The following is a 14042-nucleotide window of genomic DNA, read 5'->3' as shown; positions in this document are numbered from 1 at the left end:
GGTTCGCGGACCGGTGCGCAGAGGCCGGTCAGTGAGCCGTACGCGGGGAGGCGGGTGAAGAGGGGGACGAGGTCGGGTCCGCGAGGGGCACGGCCAGCAGGGGAGCCGTGATCTCGGGGACCGCGGACCACGAGGTCAGGGCGGCCGGAGTGGCCGCCTCGAGCGGGCGTATCAACGGGGACATGACGGCGGCACCCGCGACCACCGGGGCGGTCAGCGCGTGCAACGCGTGGTGCCGGGCGGCGGACGGCACCCCGGGCAGCAGCGGGGCCGATACCTCGGTGGGGGCGACCGGCGCGCGGCCCAGCAGGCTCTCGCCGTGCACCTGCCCGAGCAGCGGCGCCGTCCGGCGACGCTGGGATTCGGGTGGTGTCACGGCGCCGGTGCCCTGGGTCCGCATGGGTGTCACGTTGCTCCCCGCGCCCTGGCCTCCGCGGGCCTCCACGTCGGTAGGGGTGCCGCCCGTGACGCCGCCCAGGGCGATCGCGGCCAGGGACACCGCACCGGCGGCCACGAACGCGAACCGCAGCCGGGAGGAGGACCGGTCGCCGTCGGGCCGGCCGACGTCGTGGATGCGGAAGCCTCTCCCGGAAGGGAGGCCCCCGTGACCCGAGAGCGGGCCGCCGGCGTCGGAGGGGAGGCTCCCGCGTCCCCCCGGGGACACGGGCAGGTGCGGACGAGAGGGTGCGTACCCGAAGTCGAAGCGCTCGCCGCGCTTCACTCCGAAGGCCCCGGACGATCCGAAGCGTCCGGACAGCCCGCCGGGCAGGCCTCCCCCGCCCGGCGGTGTCACATCACCGTCCGGGCCGCCGCCCGCGGGTAGTCCCTGCAGGCGGGCCAGGAAACTCTCGGAAGGGGGCGGCGGGGCCGCCTCCGCGAAGACGTTCTTCAGCCGGCGCTGGGCGTCCACCTCCGCCTTGCACTTCGGGCAGGTGGCCACGTGCGCCAGTACGCGCTCACGCGCGTCATGACCGAGCTCTCCGTCCACCAGGGCGGAGAGTCGGTCTCCCAGATGCTGCTCTGCGAGGTGACCCTCGGAGGCTTTCGGCCGAGATCCGCTCACGCGCTCGCGCCCCCTCCTCCCAGGGCGGGAACACGGGGCACGAAGGAACGGCGCTCGGCGCGCGCCTCCGGGGAGCGGTGCGCGAGAGCCTTGCGCAGCTGGGAGCGACCGCGGTGGATCCGGGAGCGGACCGTGCCGAGCTTGACGCCGAGGGTCGCGGCGATCTCCTCGTAGGACAGGCCTTCGATGTCGCACAGGACGACCGCGGCGCGGAACTCGGGGGCGAGGGTGTCGAGGGCCTGCTGAACGTCCGCGTCGAAGTGCGCGTCGTTGAAGATCTGCTGCGGTGTGGGCTCCTTGCTCGGCAGGCGCTCGGCAGCGTCCTCGCCGAGCGCGTCGAAGCGGATGCGCTGCTTACGGCGGACCATGTCCAGGAACAGGTTCGTGGTGATGCGGTGCAGCCAGCCCTCGAAGGTGCCCGGCGTGTAGGTCGACAGGGAGCGGAAGACGCGGACGAAGACCTCCTGCGTGAGGTCCTCCGCGTCGTGCTGGTTGCCGGTCAGGCGGTAGGCGAGCCGGTAGACCCGGCCGCTGTGCGTGCTGACGATCTCCTCCCACGTGGGCGGAGTCCACGCCTGCCCGTCCGCGTCGGTGGTGAAAGTCGCGGTCTGGGCGAAGTCAGCGGCGTGACTGTGGTCAGCAGCGGTGTCGTTCACAGATGTCGGCCTGCCCGCCGGTCCGAGGAAGCGCCGGAGCACTCCTCCGCGATCCACAGGCGCAGCCGCACCTCCCCTGTCAGCTCTGGTGGTGTCCAGTGGAGCCCCTACCATAGCCACCTCGCCCGTTAGGACCGGATAAGCGGTTTTACGAGAATTTGATCTGTGCTGATACGCCTCGTACTGCTGCGTCGGCACTTGCTCGGCGCCCCGATCCACTGCCTGCCCCCCGTCACGACCCGTGCCACTTGCTCATCCCTTTAAACGACCGGTCCCATCTGCGGGTTCCCGTGCCCAACGGATACAGTCACGCCCAGGCATTCACGGGGACAGGAGAGGGTCATTACCGGCAACCGGCAGACGAGCTGGGCGTTCGCCGACGCCTATGTCGCCGAGGACGAAACGCTGCAATGGGCCCGGGACCGGGCCCGCGAGGCAGGGTTGCGCTCGGTGACGCCCGGCACGGGCGCCGCGCTGCGGTTGCTGGCCGCGTCGGTCGACGCGAAGGCCGTCGCGGAGATCGGGACGGGCTGCGGTGTCTCCGGGATCCACCTCCTGCACGGTATGCGGCCGGACGGTGTCCTGACGACCGTGGACCCCGAGCCGGAGCACCAGCAGTTCGCCCGGCAGGCCTTCCGCGCCTCCGGGTTCGCCAGCAACCGGGCCCGCTTCATCCCGGGCCGGGCCCTGGACGTGCTGCCCCGCCTCGCGGACGCCGGTTACGACCTGGTCTTCTGCGACGGTGACCGCCTGGAGGTCATGGACTACCTCGCCGAATCGTTGCGTCTGCTGCGCACCGGCGGGCTGGTCGTCTTCGAGGGCGCCTTCGCCAACGGCCGGACGGTGGACTCCGGGCCCCAGCCCACGGAGGTGCTGCGGCTGCGGGAGCTGCTGCGCGCGGTGCGCGAGAGCCAGGAACTGGTGCCGTCCCTGCTCCCGGTGGGCGACGGGCTTTTGTGCGCGGTGAAACGCTAGCCGGGTCGTACGTCAGCGGAGCGGGAGGCGGGCAGCCGCGTGTCAGCGGCGGGAAAACAGTTGCCCCGGCACCACAGGTGATGCCGGGGCAACTGAAAGGGTATGGTCGCTTGCGCGTCAGCCGACGACCTTCTTGAGGGCGTCGCCGAGCGCGTCGGCCTCGTCAGGGGTCAGCTCGACGACGAGCCGCCCGCCGCCTTCGAGCGGAACGCGCATGACGATGCCCCGCCCCTCCTTGGTCACCTCGAGCGGGCCATCACCCGTTCGCGGCTTCATGGCCGCCATGCTCGTTCCCCTTCCTGAAACCCAGCTCATCGTCAAAGCCGACGGCCCCTGAGAAGGGCACACGTGCGGCCCTTGTGGCAGGACACGCGACACCGGCATCGAACACATTGCTTCCAGGCCATTATCCCGCATCTCAGGACCCGATGACCAACATCAGTCGGCATCGCTTGGGCAACGCACGCGAGCAAAACCACTCAATTCGGCGATGAGACTGCGATACTCCGCCACCGCACACACTTCCGCTGAACCGATCCGGACGAGAATTGTTTGACGCAGGTCACACGTCCGGTCCGTTTCCTCGCCCGCGATCTCCGTCATGCTGTCCTGCAGACCCGGGGCGTACCGGCCGGTACGTCCCCGTTCCGCGACCCGGAGGGGATACGCCATGGCCGACACCGTGCTCTACGAGGTGAGCGACGGACTCGCGACGATCACGCTGAACCGCCCGGAGGCGATGAACGCGCTGAACGTGGCGACCAAGGTCGCCCTGCGGGAGGCGGTCGAGTCGGCGGCGGGCGACGACGCCGTGCGGGCGGTGCTGCTGACCGCCGCCGGGGACCGGGCGTTCTGCGTCGGGCAGGACCTGAAGGAGCACATCGGGCTGCTGGTCCAGGACCGGGAGACCGGCTCGGGGCAGACCATGAGCACCGTACGGGACCACTACAACCCCATCGTGCGGGCCCTGGCGGGGGCGGCGAAGCCGGTCGTGGCCGCCGTGAACGGCGTCGCGGCCGGGGCGGGCTTCGGCTTCGCGCTCGCCGCGGACTACCGGATCGTGGCGGACACCGCGGCGTTCAACACCTCGTTCGCCGGTGTGGCGCTGACCGCGGACTCGGGGATCTCCTGGACGCTGCCGCGGGTGATCGGCCCGGGCCGCGCCACCGACCTGCTGCTCTTCCCGCGGAGCATCAGCGCGCAGGAGGCGTACGAGCTGGGCATCGCCAACCGGCTGGTACCGGCCGGTGAGCTGCGCGCGGAGGCCGAGAAGGTGGCACGGGCGCTGGCCGGGGGGCCGACGGTGGCATACGCGGCCCTGAAGGAGTCGGTGGCTTTCGGGCTGACGCACTCCCTGGAGGAGGCCCTGGAGAAGGAGGACGAGCTCCAGACCCGGGCCGGCTCCTCCGAGGACCACGCGATCGCGGTGCAGGCCTTCGTCAACAAGGAGAAGCCGAAGTATCTGGGCCGCTGAGCTCGGGGCCCTGAGCGGTCTGCGGGTGCGTGGGCTGGTCGCGCCCCCACGCACCGCAGCCGCACATCGACTCAGCCCCGCGCCCCTTGGGGGGCCCTTCTCGCTGTGCAGGTTTCCAGGTGATCGTCGACCAGGCCGCACGCCTGCATCAAGGCGTACGCCGTCGTCGGGCCGACGAACCGCAGGCCCCGTTTCTTCAGGGCCTTGGACAGGGCCGTCGACTCCGGAGTGATCGGCGGGACCTCGGACAGGGTCTTCGGGGCCGGCCGGCCGGCCGGGTCGGGGGCGTGGGACCAGATCAGTTCGTCCAGTTCGCCCGGTGACCATTCGGTCAGCGCACGCGCGTTGGCGAGGGTCGCGTCGATCTTGGCGCGGTTGCGGATGATGCCCGCGTCGGCCAGGAGGCGCTCGCGGTCCTCGTCGGTGAACGCGGCCACCGCAGCGATCTTGAAGTCGGCGAAGGCGGCGCGGAAGCCGGGGCGGCGGCGCAGGATGGTGATCCATGACAGACCGGACTGGAAGGCCTCCAGGCTGAGCCGCTCGAAGAGCGCGTCGTCGCCGTGGACGGGGCGGCCCCACTCCTCGTCGTGATAGGCGATGTACTCGGGGGCGGACAGGGCCCAGGGGCAGCGCAGTGCGCCGTCCGGGCCGGCCAGGGCGGCGCCGTCGCTCACGGCCGGTCCTCCTGCCGCGGCTTGTCCATGGAGACGTGGTTCTCCCCGGCCGGGCGCACCGGCCCGTGGTTGGCCGACCGGGCACCGGCCAGGGCGGACTCCAGGTCGGTGATGCGGGCGTCGCGCTCGGCGAGCTCGGCGCCCAGGCGGCTCAGGGCGTCGTCCACGTCGGCCATGCGGTAGCCGCGGGCGGCGAGCGGGAAGCGGAGTCCCTCGATGTCCGCGCGGTCGACCGGCCGGTCCGGGGGCAGCGGATCCCGCAGCCGCTCGGGCACCGCCTCGGGCAGCGGGGCGTTCTCGCCGCCGCCCACCACGGCGAGCGTCACCGCGGCGACCACGACGGCGAGCGCGACGACCAGGAACAGGAACATAACCATCGCGGGGCCCCCACGGCGGATGGATCGGACGCTGCGGACGTCCTCCGAGTCGGATGTGTCAGGCTCCGATCGTGCCATGCGAGCGCGCCGGTTAGGGTCGCAGGCGGCGGAAGACGGGACGTACCAGGAAAGGTCACAGGGGATGCTCAGGCTGGGCAAGCGGGAATTCGGAACGCACGAGCCGGTGATCATGGCGATCGTGAACCGCACCCCGGACTCCTTCTACGACCAGGGCGCCACCTTCCGCGACGAGCCGGCCCTCGCGCGGGTGGAGCGGGCGGTGGCCGAGGGTGCCGCGATCATCGACATCGGCGGGGTCAAGGCCGGTCCGGGCGAGGAGGTCACGGCCGAGGAGGAGGCCCGGCGGACGGTCGGGTTCGTCGCGGAGGTGCGGCGGCGGTTCCCGGACGTGATCATCAGCGTGGACACCTGGCGGGCCGAGGTCGGCGCGGCCGTGTGCGAGGCCGGGGCCGATCTGCTGAACGACGCGTGGGGCGGGGTCGATCCGGGGCTGGCGGAGGTCGCGGCGCGGTACCGGGTGGGGCTGGTGTGCACGCACGCGGGCGGGGCTGAGCCGCGGACACGGCCGCACCGGATCGAGTACGACGATGTCATGGCGGACATCCTTGACGTGACGGTCGGGCTGGCCGAGCGGGCGCTCGCGCTGGGGGTGCCGCGGGAGTCGATCATGATCGACCCGGGCCACGACTTCGGGAAGAACACCCGGCACAGCCTGGAGGCGACACGGCGGCTGGACGAGATGGTCGCCACGGGGTGGCCGGTGCTGGTGTCGCTGTCCAACAAGGACTTCGTCGGGGAGACGCTGGACCGGCCCGTGAAGGAACGGGTCGTGGGGACGCTGGCGACGACGGCGGTGTCCGCGTGGCTGGGGGCGCAGGTGTACCGGGTGCACGAGGTCGCCGAGACGCGGCAGGTGCTGGAGATGGTGGCGACGATTGCGGGGCATCGGGCCCCTGCGGTGGCGCGGCGCGGGCTGGCCTGACCGAGGTACCAGGGGGCTCCGCCCCCTGGAGCCCCGGCCCTTGCCCACCCGCCGCCCGACAGGAGGCTGGGCTCGTAAGGCCCCTACCGCCCCGCCTCCTTCGACACCAGGGCCACCGCCTCGTCCACGTCGTCCGTCACATGGAACAGCAGCAGGTCCTTCTCCGCCGCCTTGCCCTGGGCGATCACCGTGTCGCGGAGCCAGTCGACCAGACCGCCCCAGTAGTCGGTGCCGAAGAGGACGATCGGGAACCGGGTGACCTTCTGGGTCTGGACCAGGGTGAGGGCCTCGAAGAGTTCGTCGAGGGTGCCGAGACCGCCCGGCAGGACCACGAAGCCCTGGGCGTACTTGACGAACATCATCTTCCGGACGAAGAAGTAGCGGAAGTTGAGCCCGATGTCGACATACGGGTTCAGGCCCTGCTCGAACGGCAGCTCGATACCGAGGCCGACCGACATGCCCTTCGCCTCCAGGGCGCCCTTGTTGGCCGCCTCCATCGCGCCCGGCCCGCCGCCCGTGATGACCGCGAAGCCCGCGTCGACCAGGCCCCGGCCCAGCCGGACGCCGGCCTCGTACTCGGGTGAGTCGGCGGGCGTACGGGCCGATCCGAAGACACTGATCGCGGGAGGCAGTTCGGCCAGCGTGCCGAAGCCCTCGATGAACTCCGACTGGATGCGCAGCACGCGCCAGGGGTCGGTGTGGACCCAGTCGGAGGGGGCCCGCTCGTCCAGCAGCCGCTGGTCGGTGGTGCTGGCCTGCACCTGGTCCCGCCTCTGGAGGACCGGGCCCAGGCGCTTCTCCTCCGGCGGCTGCTTCTTCCCCTCGGGGTTGCCGGTCGCCATGTGCGCTCCCTCCGTCGTGCCTGTCTTTCCACCTCAGCGTAGATCTACGCGGGTTACGAACGAGGGACGTGAGCATGTCCGCGATGCAGCGGCGTAAACCCCTGGGGTGCCGGGCGGGCTCAGGCGGTCAGCCAGTTCCGCAGGCGCTCCTCGCCCGCGAGGATCTTGGCGACGTCCACGCGCTCGTCCCGCTTGTGCGCCAAGTGGGGGTTGCCGGGGCCATAGTTGACGGCGGGGACGCCGAGCGCGGAGAAGCGGGAGACGTCGGTCCAGCCGTACTTCGGCATCGGGGTACCGCCGACCGCCTCGATGAACGCCTTGGCCGCAGGGTGGGACAGCCCGGGCATCGCCGCGCCGCTGTGGTCGACGACCTCGAAATCCTGCACGCCGCAGTCCGCGAAGACCTCACGGACGTGTGCGACGGCCTCCTCGGGTGTGCGGTCGGGCGCGTAGCGGAAGTTGACGGTGACGACGCACTCGTCGGGGATCACGTTGCCGGCCACTCCCCCGCTGATCCCCACGGCGTTGAGGCCCTCGCGGTACTCCAGGCCGTCGATGACCGGCCGGCGGGGTTCGTAGGAGGCCAGGCGGGCCAGGATCGGGGCCGCGGCGTGGATCGCGTTGGAGCCCATCCAGCCGCGCGCCGAGTGGGCCCGCTCGCCCGTGGTCTTCAGCAGCACCCGCAGCGTTCCCTGGCAGCCGCCCTCGACCTGGCCGTCGGACGGCTCCAGGAGCACCGCGAAGTCTCCCTCCAGCCACTCGGGGTGCGCCTCGGAGACGTGCTTGAGGCCGTTCAGCTCCGCGGCGACCTCCTCGTTGTCGTAGAAGACGAAGGTCAGGTCGCGGTTTGGAGCGGGCACCGTGGCCGCGATGCGCAGCTGGACCGCGACGCCGGACTTCATGTCACAGGTGCCGCAGCCCCACAGGACGCCGTCCTCGTCGAGCCGGGAGGGGACGTTGTCCGCCACGGGGACGGTGTCGATGTGGCCGGCCAGGATCACCCGCTCCGAGCGGCCGAGGTCCGTGCGGGCCACGACGTTGTTGCCGTACCGCTCGACCGTCAGGTGGGGCAGCGCCCGCAGCGCGGCCTCGATCGCGTCCGCGAGCGGCTTCTCGGTACCGCTCTCGGAACGGAAGTCGACGAGCCGGGCGGTGAGCTCCGCGGCGTCCAGCGTGAGGTCAAGCGAGGTGTCGGCCATGCCGTCGACCCTAACGCGCCAGGCCCCGCCCCACTCTTCCCACCCGGCCCATACCACTCCGTACTCTCCAGTACCTTGTACGGCGTGCCAGAGTCGTCCTCTCCCAAGCGTCGTGGCCGCCTCTTCCGATGCGGAGCCGCCTTCATGGCCCTGCTCGCGGTCGCCGGTTACCTCGTCGTGCAGTACATCACCGGGGGCTCGGGAGGACCGGGCTGCAAGGTGGTCTCCGGCAAGGGCGACGGAGCGTCGTACGAGTTCACACCCGAGCAGGGGGTGAACGCGGCGACGATCACCGCCGTGGGCACCGCGCGCGGGCTGCCCGAGCGGGCCGTCACCATCGCGCTGGCGACCGCGCTTCAGGAATCCGCCCTGCGCAACATCAAGCACGGCGACCGGGACTCCCTCGGCCTGTTCCAGCAGCGGCCCTCGCAGGGCTGGGGAACACCGAAGGAGATCATGGACCCGACCTACTCGGCCGGTGAGTTCTACGACCATCTGGTCAAGGTGCCCGGCTACACCCGCCTGCCGCTCACCGTCGCCGCGCAGCGCGTGCAGCGCAGTGGCTTCCCGCAGGCCTACGCCAAGCACGAGCCGGACGCCGCGCTGCTGGCCGCGGCCCTGACCGGGCAGTCCGCGGCCACGCTGACCTGTGAGGGCCGCCCGGCCGCGACCCGGGCCTCGGGTCCGGACGGGGTGCGTGCCGCGCTCGTGCGGGACTTCGGGCGCGATGTGCTGGCGCCGGCCGGAGCCGAGGTGGGCGGCGCGACGGCCGCGCCCACGCCGTCCCCGGGCGCCGCGGACGGGGCCGGGGGGCGGACCGTGACGCTGCCGGTGACCGCCGACAGCAAGGCGGCGGCCGGGCGGAACCTGGACCGGCGCGGCTGGCAGCTGGCGCACTGGGCCGTGGCCAACGCCTCGGAGCTGCACATCGCGCGGGTCACCTACGCGGGGCGCGAGTGGATCGCCGGGAACACCGCCAGCCAGTGGCGGGATCCCGCGGCGAAGGGCACCGCGGGCGCGGAGCGGGACGCGGCCGCCGTCCGCATCGTCACGATGGGCTAGTGCCGCGGCAGTGCCGCGGCAGGCAACGTTTGGCCAGTACCGGCCGTACTTGGGCTTTGGCCGGTGCGGCGAGAGGGCGTGCCGGACGCCGCGACGGGGCGAACCTTGCCTGCCGCGGCACTGGATCGCGCAGGGGTACGGGAGGTCACCCGCGGGGATTAGCCGCACGGCCCGGTGGCAAGGGTGTGCGCAGGTTTTCGCACCCTCACCCGGGAGACCGGGATCCCTTGGGAACACAGGGCGGTAAGGATTCGGCGGGGCTTCGACGGATGCCTCTTTGACCGTTTTCATCCGCAGTCGAATATGCGACGCATTGCCAACTCTTTACATTGCGGCGCCGCAACCTTCGCGGGCTTCGAGCGGTAGTCACTGCGTCCGAGCCGGGGAGATCGACAGCCGGTCGATCAACTGCCGGACCCGGTCGGACCTTTCACCAAGCTCACTGTTCTCTCCCGTCGAAGGAGCACCATGTCCCTCCCCCTGACCCGCCGTATCGCCCGTGCCGCGCTGATCGTCGCTGCGGGAGCGGCTGCCGGGGTCGGTGCGGCCGGCTCCGCCAGCGCGGCCCCCGAGCTGCCCGCCACCCCGAACCTCGGTGGCCTGTCCGCCCTGGACGGGGCGAACGTCGGCAACACCGTCGACGGCACGACGCAGGAGGTCACCGGGTCCGCCGGTGAGACCGGCGGCAAGACCGTCAAGAACGCGGTGTCCTCCGCGGGCAAGACCGGCGGCAAGGAGGTCAAGAAGACCACGCCCGTCGCGCAGAAGGCGGCCGGTGACGCGGCCGGCTCCGCAGGTCAGCTCGTCGGCGACACCGCCGGTTCGGCCCAGGGCGGTCTGCCGACGGACTCCCTGGCCAAGGGCGGCGTGCCGTCCGCGGACTCGCTGCCGGTGCAGAGCCTGCCGGTCGGCTGATCCGCCCGCACCAAGACGCCGATGGGGTCCAGGGAGCTTTCCCTGGACCCCATCGGTGTGCTCGGCGGCGGGTCCAGGGAGCCTTTTACCTGGACCCCAACGGTGTGCTCGGCGGCGCTCACAGACGCTGGACGGCCGCGGCCACCCTCTCGTCCGTCGCCGTCAGCGCCACCCGGACGAACTCCGCGCCCGCCGGGCCGTAGAAGTCGCCGGGGGCCACGAGGATGCCGCGCTTGGCGAGGTGGTCCACCGTGTCCCAGCAGGACTCGCCCCTGGTGGCCCACAGGTAGAGGCTGGCCTCGCTGTGCTCGATGCGGAAGCCGTGGGTGACCAGGGCCTCGCGCAGCAGCTCACGGCGGGACGCGTAGCGCTCGCGCTGGACACGCACGTGGTCGTCGTCGCCGAGGGCCGCGATCACCGCCGCCTGCGTCGGGGCCGACGTCATCATGCCGCCGTGCTTGCGGATCTCCAGCAGCGGGCCGAGGACCGCCGGGTCACCGGCCAGGAAGGCCGCACGGTAGCCCGCGAGGTTCGAGCGCTTGGAGAGGGAGTGGACGGAGACGATGCCGTCGTACGAGCCGCCGTTGACGTCCGGGTGCAGCACCGAGACCGGGTCGGCCTCCCAGCCCAGCTCCAGGTAGCACTCGTCGGAGACGAGCAGGATGCCGTGCGAGCGGGCCCAGGCGACGATCCGGGTCAGCTCCTCCTTGGAGAGGACCTTGCCGGTGGGGTTCGACGGGGAGTTCAGCCAGAGCAGCTTCAGGCCCTCGGGGTCCAGCTCCGTCGGGTCGTCGTACGCCTCGTACGCGGCACGGGCCAGTCGTGCGCCGACCTCGTACGTCGGGTAGGCCAGACGCGGGAAGGCCACCCGGTCGCCGGGGCCCAGACCCAGCTGGGTCGGGAGCCAGGCGACGAGTTCCTTGGAGCCGACGATCGGCAGCACGTGGTGGTGCGTGACATCCCGGGCGCCGAGACGCCGCTCCACCCAGCCGGTGATCGCGTCGCGCAGCTCGGGCGTGCCCCAGACGGTCGGGTAGCCCGGCGCGTCGGCGGCGGCCACCAGCGCTTTCTGGATCAGCTCGGGCACCGGGTCGACCGGGGTGCCGACGGACAGGTCGACGATGCCGTTGGGGTGGGCGGCGGCCGTGGCCTTGTACGGGGTCAGCTTGTCCCAGGGGAAGGTGGGCAAGCGGTCGGAGACTGCGGACACGGGTCTGGCTCACTTTCTGGCACGTACGAGCCGGTCACGGCAAACGCCTCGGCCCCGTACGGCGATCAGCGGGCTGATCGGGCCGTACGGGACCGAGGCGGCACGGAGTGCGGGCCGCTCTTACTGGTTCTGCGGCGGCAGCGCGGCGACGAAGGGGTGGTCGCGCTCGATCAGCCCCAGCTTGCTGGCGCCGCCCGGCGAACCGAGCTCGTCGAAGAACTCGACGTTCGCCTTGTAGTAGTCCTTCCACTCCTCGGGAGTGTCGTCCTCGTAGAAGATCGCCTCGACCGGGCAGACCGGCTCACAGGCACCACAGTCGACGCATTCGTCCGGGTGGATGTACAAGGACCGCTGGCCCTCGTAGATGCAGTCGACCGGGCACTCCTCGATGCACGCCTTGTCCTTGACGTCGACACAAGGCTGCGCGATGACGTAGGTCACGCTGTCGTTCCTCCTCGATAGGGCGCTGGCGGGCCTCCTCAGGCTCCGCCGCCTGGCGCGCGGGAGCGCGGCGTCGTCGATGCCCGCCCCTAGTATCTCCGTTCCTGGGCATGATCCGAACAGGAGGGGTGAACTGACCTGTGGAAATCTCTGCCGCCGGGCGACTCGAGGTCCGTATCACCGCTGCTGACGTGGGCAAACGCGTCTCGGTGCGGAGCTTGATCGAACATGAGGCTCCGCGTGAGAAGTTCACCGACACGGTCGGTGTTCTCACATCATGGGACAACGGTGTGCTGCTCATCACACGCAAGAGCGGCGAGAGCGTCCGAATCGCGGAATCCGCGCTGGTCGCGGGCAAGACCGTGCCGTCCGCACCGGCGCGTCGCCGTGGTCCGGCCGCCTCGTACGAGGAGCTGGCCCGGGTCGCCGCGCGGGCCTGGCGGCCCGTGGAGAGCGAACGGCTCGGCGAGTGGGAACTGCGGTCCGCCTCGGGATTCACCCGGCGGGCCAACTCGGTGCTGCCGCTGGGCGCGCCGGGCGTGCCGCTCGACGAGGCGCTCGTGGCCGTACGGCGCTGGTACGGCGAGCGCGGGCTGCCCGCCTACGTCCAGACCGCGACCGGTGCCGAGGGCACGCAGGAGCTGCTCTGCGCGGAGCTGGAGCGGCGGGGCTGGGTGCGGGAGGTGACCGCCGAGCTGTGGATCGGGCCGCTGGCGCCGATCGCCGACGCGGGCGACCCGGACGGGGTCGTACTGTCCCGGGAGGCCGGTGCGGGGTGGCTGGCCCGGTACCGGCGCAAGGGCGTCAGCGAGGTGGCGCTGCGGGTGCTCGCGAGCGGGCCGTCGGTGTGGTTCGCGACCGTGCCCGGGGCGGTCGAGGGGGCGCCCCCGGCCGCCATCGGGCGGTGCGTCGTGGACGGGCGGTGGGCCGGGTTCGCCGCCGTCGAGGTCGATCCGGCGCTGCGCCGGCAGGGTCTCGCGACGGCTGTGATGGCCGCCCTGGCCCGCAGGGCGCTCGACGAGGGCGCCTCGGCCGCGTGGCTCCAGGTCGAGGCCGACAACGCGGGAGCACGGGCGCTGTACACCGGCATGGGCTTCGCCGCGCACCACGCCTACCACCACTACCGGGCGCCGGATGCCGGCGGCAGCGGAAACGGCCGGTAACCGATCGTCGTGAGAGGGCACGAGCCAGTCATGCGTCCCCCGTATCCCCCGTCCCCGGAACGCTCCGCCGAGCTGCGGAGGCGGTTCGCCGAGGAGGCCCGCTCCGAGCGGCCCGATCTGTCGACGCTGTGCCTGCTGGTGGGGGCGGAGGCGGACCGGGAGCTGGACGAGGCGGGCCTGGACGCCGCGCAGGTCGAGCTGGACCGGCTGGCCGGGCTGCTGCCGTACCGGCCCGCCGGGCCGCGGGCGTGGGCGGTGGCCCTGCGGGAGCTGCTCGGTGAGCGGATGGGGTTCCACGGCACGCCGGGTGAGTACCAGCGTCTGGAGTCGTCGCTGCTGCACGCGGTGCTGGGGCGGCGCAGGGGGCTGCCGATCCTGCTGTCCGTGGTGTGGATGGAGGTGGCCAGGCGGGCGGGGGCACCGGTGTACGGGGTGGCCCTGCCGGGGCACTTCGTGGTCGGGTTCGGGCCCGAGGAGGGGCAGGTGCTGGCGGATCCGTTCGACGGGGGGCGGGTGCTGACGGGGACGGACGCGGAGTTGCTGGTCGCGGGGGCGACCGGGACGCGGCTGGATCCGGCGATGCTGCGGCCGGCCGATCCGCTGGACGTGGTGCTGCGGATCCTGAACAACGTGCGGGCGTGGGCGGCGGCCCGGCCCGAGCGGTCGGACGTGGCGTGGTGGGCGGTGGAGTTGTCGTTGCTGCTGCCGTCGCATCCGGCACGGTTGCGGTACGAGCGGGCGCAGCTGCTGGTGCAGCGGGGGGAGTTCCTCGGTGGGGCCTTGGAGTTGGAGGCCTACGCGGAGGTTGTCTCGGCGGTGGACGAGGGGGCCGCGGAGCGGGTGCGGGGGGAGGCCTTGGCGGCCAGGGCGATGCTCAACTGACGTCTTCTCGCCCTAGGTGTGCTGTCCCGGGACGTTGGTGACACGCGTGCTGGGTGCTTGAACAGGTGAGGGCCTTCTGGGTTCGGTGTGGATTGCGACATCTACA

The 14042-nt window shown here is 72.0% G+C and carries 17 protein-coding genes; 7 read left to right on the top strand and 10 right to left on the bottom strand.

Annotated features, from left to right (window positions below):
• Positions 1-28: 28 nt before the first annotated feature.
• A complete protein-coding gene (locus ACIQU3_RS18000; RefSeq protein ID WP_403926187.1) occupies positions 29-1063 on the bottom strand; it encodes an anti-sigma factor family protein in 1035 nt (344 codons plus the stop codon).
• Positions 1060-1833, bottom strand: coding sequence for an RNA polymerase sigma factor SigE (gene sigE / locus ACIQU3_RS17995; protein ID WP_344458630.1), 774 nt, complete (start codon positions 1831-1833; stop codon positions 1060-1062). The genes ACIQU3_RS18000 and sigE overlap by 4 nt, the downstream gene beginning before the upstream one ends.
• A gap of 162 nt (positions 1834-1995) precedes the next feature.
• On the opposite strand from sigE, the gene ACIQU3_RS17990 reads away from it, so the two are divergent.
• Positions 1996-2694 (top strand): O-methyltransferase, encoded by a 699-nt coding sequence (locus ACIQU3_RS17990; protein WP_276616026.1) that lies wholly within the window; start codon positions 1996-1998, stop codon positions 2692-2694.
• A gap of 117 nt (positions 2695-2811) precedes the next feature.
• Here the strand turns inward: ACIQU3_RS17990 and ACIQU3_RS17985 are convergent, their stop codons facing one another.
• Positions 2812-2979 carry a DUF3117 domain-containing protein gene (locus ACIQU3_RS17985; RefSeq protein ID WP_003966491.1) on the bottom strand — a complete coding sequence of 56 codons (168 nt, stop codon included), beginning with the start codon at positions 2977-2979 and terminating at the stop codon, positions 2812-2814.
• A 153-nt stretch (positions 2980-3132) separates the two neighbouring features.
• Positions 3133-3297, bottom strand: coding sequence for a hypothetical protein (locus ACIQU3_RS17980; RefSeq protein ID WP_403725431.1), 165 nt, complete (start codon positions 3295-3297; stop codon positions 3133-3135).
• Between the two features lie 67 nt (positions 3298-3364).
• Between ACIQU3_RS17980 and ACIQU3_RS17975 the strand changes: the two genes are divergently transcribed.
• Positions 3365-4168, top strand: a complete 804-nt coding sequence (locus ACIQU3_RS17975; RefSeq protein ID WP_403725429.1) for an enoyl-CoA hydratase/isomerase family protein — start codon at positions 3365-3367, stop codon at positions 4166-4168.
• 71 nt (positions 4169-4239) lie between these two features.
• On the opposite strand, the gene ACIQU3_RS17970 is transcribed toward ACIQU3_RS17975, so the two are convergent.
• Together ACIQU3_RS17970 and ACIQU3_RS17965 are read right to left on the bottom strand one after the other, a co-directional pair.
• Positions 4240-4842 carry a DNA-3-methyladenine glycosylase I gene (locus ACIQU3_RS17970; RefSeq protein WP_403725426.1) on the bottom strand — a complete coding sequence of 201 codons (603 nt, stop codon included), beginning with the start codon at positions 4840-4842 and terminating at the stop codon, positions 4240-4242.
• Positions 4839-5219, bottom strand: coding sequence for a DivIVA domain-containing protein (locus tag ACIQU3_RS17965; RefSeq protein ID WP_403725419.1), 381 nt, complete (start codon positions 5217-5219; stop codon positions 4839-4841). Before ACIQU3_RS17965 ends, ACIQU3_RS17970 begins: the two co-directional genes overlap by 4 nt.
• A 142-nt stretch (positions 5220-5361) precedes the next feature.
• Between ACIQU3_RS17965 and folP the strand changes: the two genes are divergently transcribed.
• Positions 5362-6222, top strand: a complete 861-nt coding sequence (gene folP, locus ACIQU3_RS17960) for a dihydropteroate synthase (protein WP_403926184.1) — start codon at positions 5362-5364, stop codon at positions 6220-6222.
• 83 nt (positions 6223-6305) lie between these two features.
• Here folP and ACIQU3_RS17955 read toward each other — a convergent pair whose 3' ends face one another.
• Together ACIQU3_RS17955 and dapE are read right to left on the bottom strand one after the other, a co-directional pair.
• The gene (locus ACIQU3_RS17955; protein ID WP_403725410.1) at positions 6306-7064 is read right to left on the bottom strand and encodes a TIGR00730 family Rossman fold protein; all 759 of its coding nucleotides are present in this window, start codon (positions 7062-7064) and stop codon (positions 6306-6308) included.
• A gap of 119 nt (positions 7065-7183) precedes the next feature.
• Entirely contained in the window at positions 7184-8263 is a 1080-nt protein-coding gene (gene dapE / locus ACIQU3_RS17950) for a succinyl-diaminopimelate desuccinylase (protein WP_403926181.1), read from the bottom strand.
• 144 nt (positions 8264-8407) lie between these two features.
• On the opposite strand from dapE, the gene ACIQU3_RS17945 reads away from it, so the two are divergent.
• A complete protein-coding gene (locus tag ACIQU3_RS17945) occupies positions 8408-9325 on the top strand; it encodes a heavy metal transporter (RefSeq protein ID WP_403926178.1) in 918 nt (305 codons plus the stop codon).
• 468 nt (positions 9326-9793) lie between these two features.
• On the top strand, positions 9794-10240 hold the full coding sequence (locus ACIQU3_RS17940) for an ATP-binding protein (protein WP_403725399.1): 447 nt from the start codon (positions 9794-9796) through the stop codon (positions 10238-10240).
• A 118-nt stretch (positions 10241-10358) separates the two neighbouring features.
• On the opposite strand, the gene ACIQU3_RS17935 is transcribed toward ACIQU3_RS17940, so the two are convergent.
• Together ACIQU3_RS17935 and fdxA are read right to left on the bottom strand one after the other, a co-directional pair.
• Positions 10359-11450 carry a bifunctional succinyldiaminopimelate transaminase/glutamate-prephenate aminotransferase gene (locus tag ACIQU3_RS17935; RefSeq protein ID WP_403926175.1) on the bottom strand — a complete coding sequence of 364 codons (1092 nt, stop codon included), beginning with the start codon at positions 11448-11450 and terminating at the stop codon, positions 10359-10361.
• Positions 11451-11570: 120 nt separating this feature from the next.
• Positions 11571-11891 carry a ferredoxin gene (gene fdxA, locus ACIQU3_RS17930; RefSeq protein ID WP_003973842.1) on the bottom strand — a complete coding sequence of 107 codons (321 nt, stop codon included), beginning with the start codon at positions 11889-11891 and terminating at the stop codon, positions 11571-11573.
• Between the two features lie 140 nt (positions 11892-12031).
• Here fdxA and ACIQU3_RS17925 point away from each other — a divergent pair, with 140 nt between their 5' ends.
• Both ACIQU3_RS17925 and ACIQU3_RS17920 read left to right on the top strand, forming a co-directional pair.
• Positions 12032-13054: a GNAT family N-acetyltransferase gene (locus ACIQU3_RS17925; RefSeq protein WP_403926172.1), complete on the top strand. Its 1023-nt coding sequence runs from the start codon at positions 12032-12034 to the stop codon at positions 13052-13054.
• Positions 13055-13084: 30 nt separating this feature from the next.
• Positions 13085-13936: a tetratricopeptide repeat protein gene (locus ACIQU3_RS17920; protein ID WP_403725390.1), complete on the top strand. Its 852-nt coding sequence runs from the start codon at positions 13085-13087 to the stop codon at positions 13934-13936.
• Positions 13937-14042: the final 106 nt, after the last annotated feature.

This window comes from Streptomyces sp. NPDC101110, from assembly GCF_044759525.1.
In the GTDB taxonomy this organism is placed as follows: Bacteria; Actinomycetota; Actinomycetes; order Streptomycetales; family Streptomycetaceae; genus Streptomyces.
The sequence above is the reverse complement of the archived record's forward strand: the minus strand, read 5'-3'. Positions and strand labels throughout refer to the sequence as shown.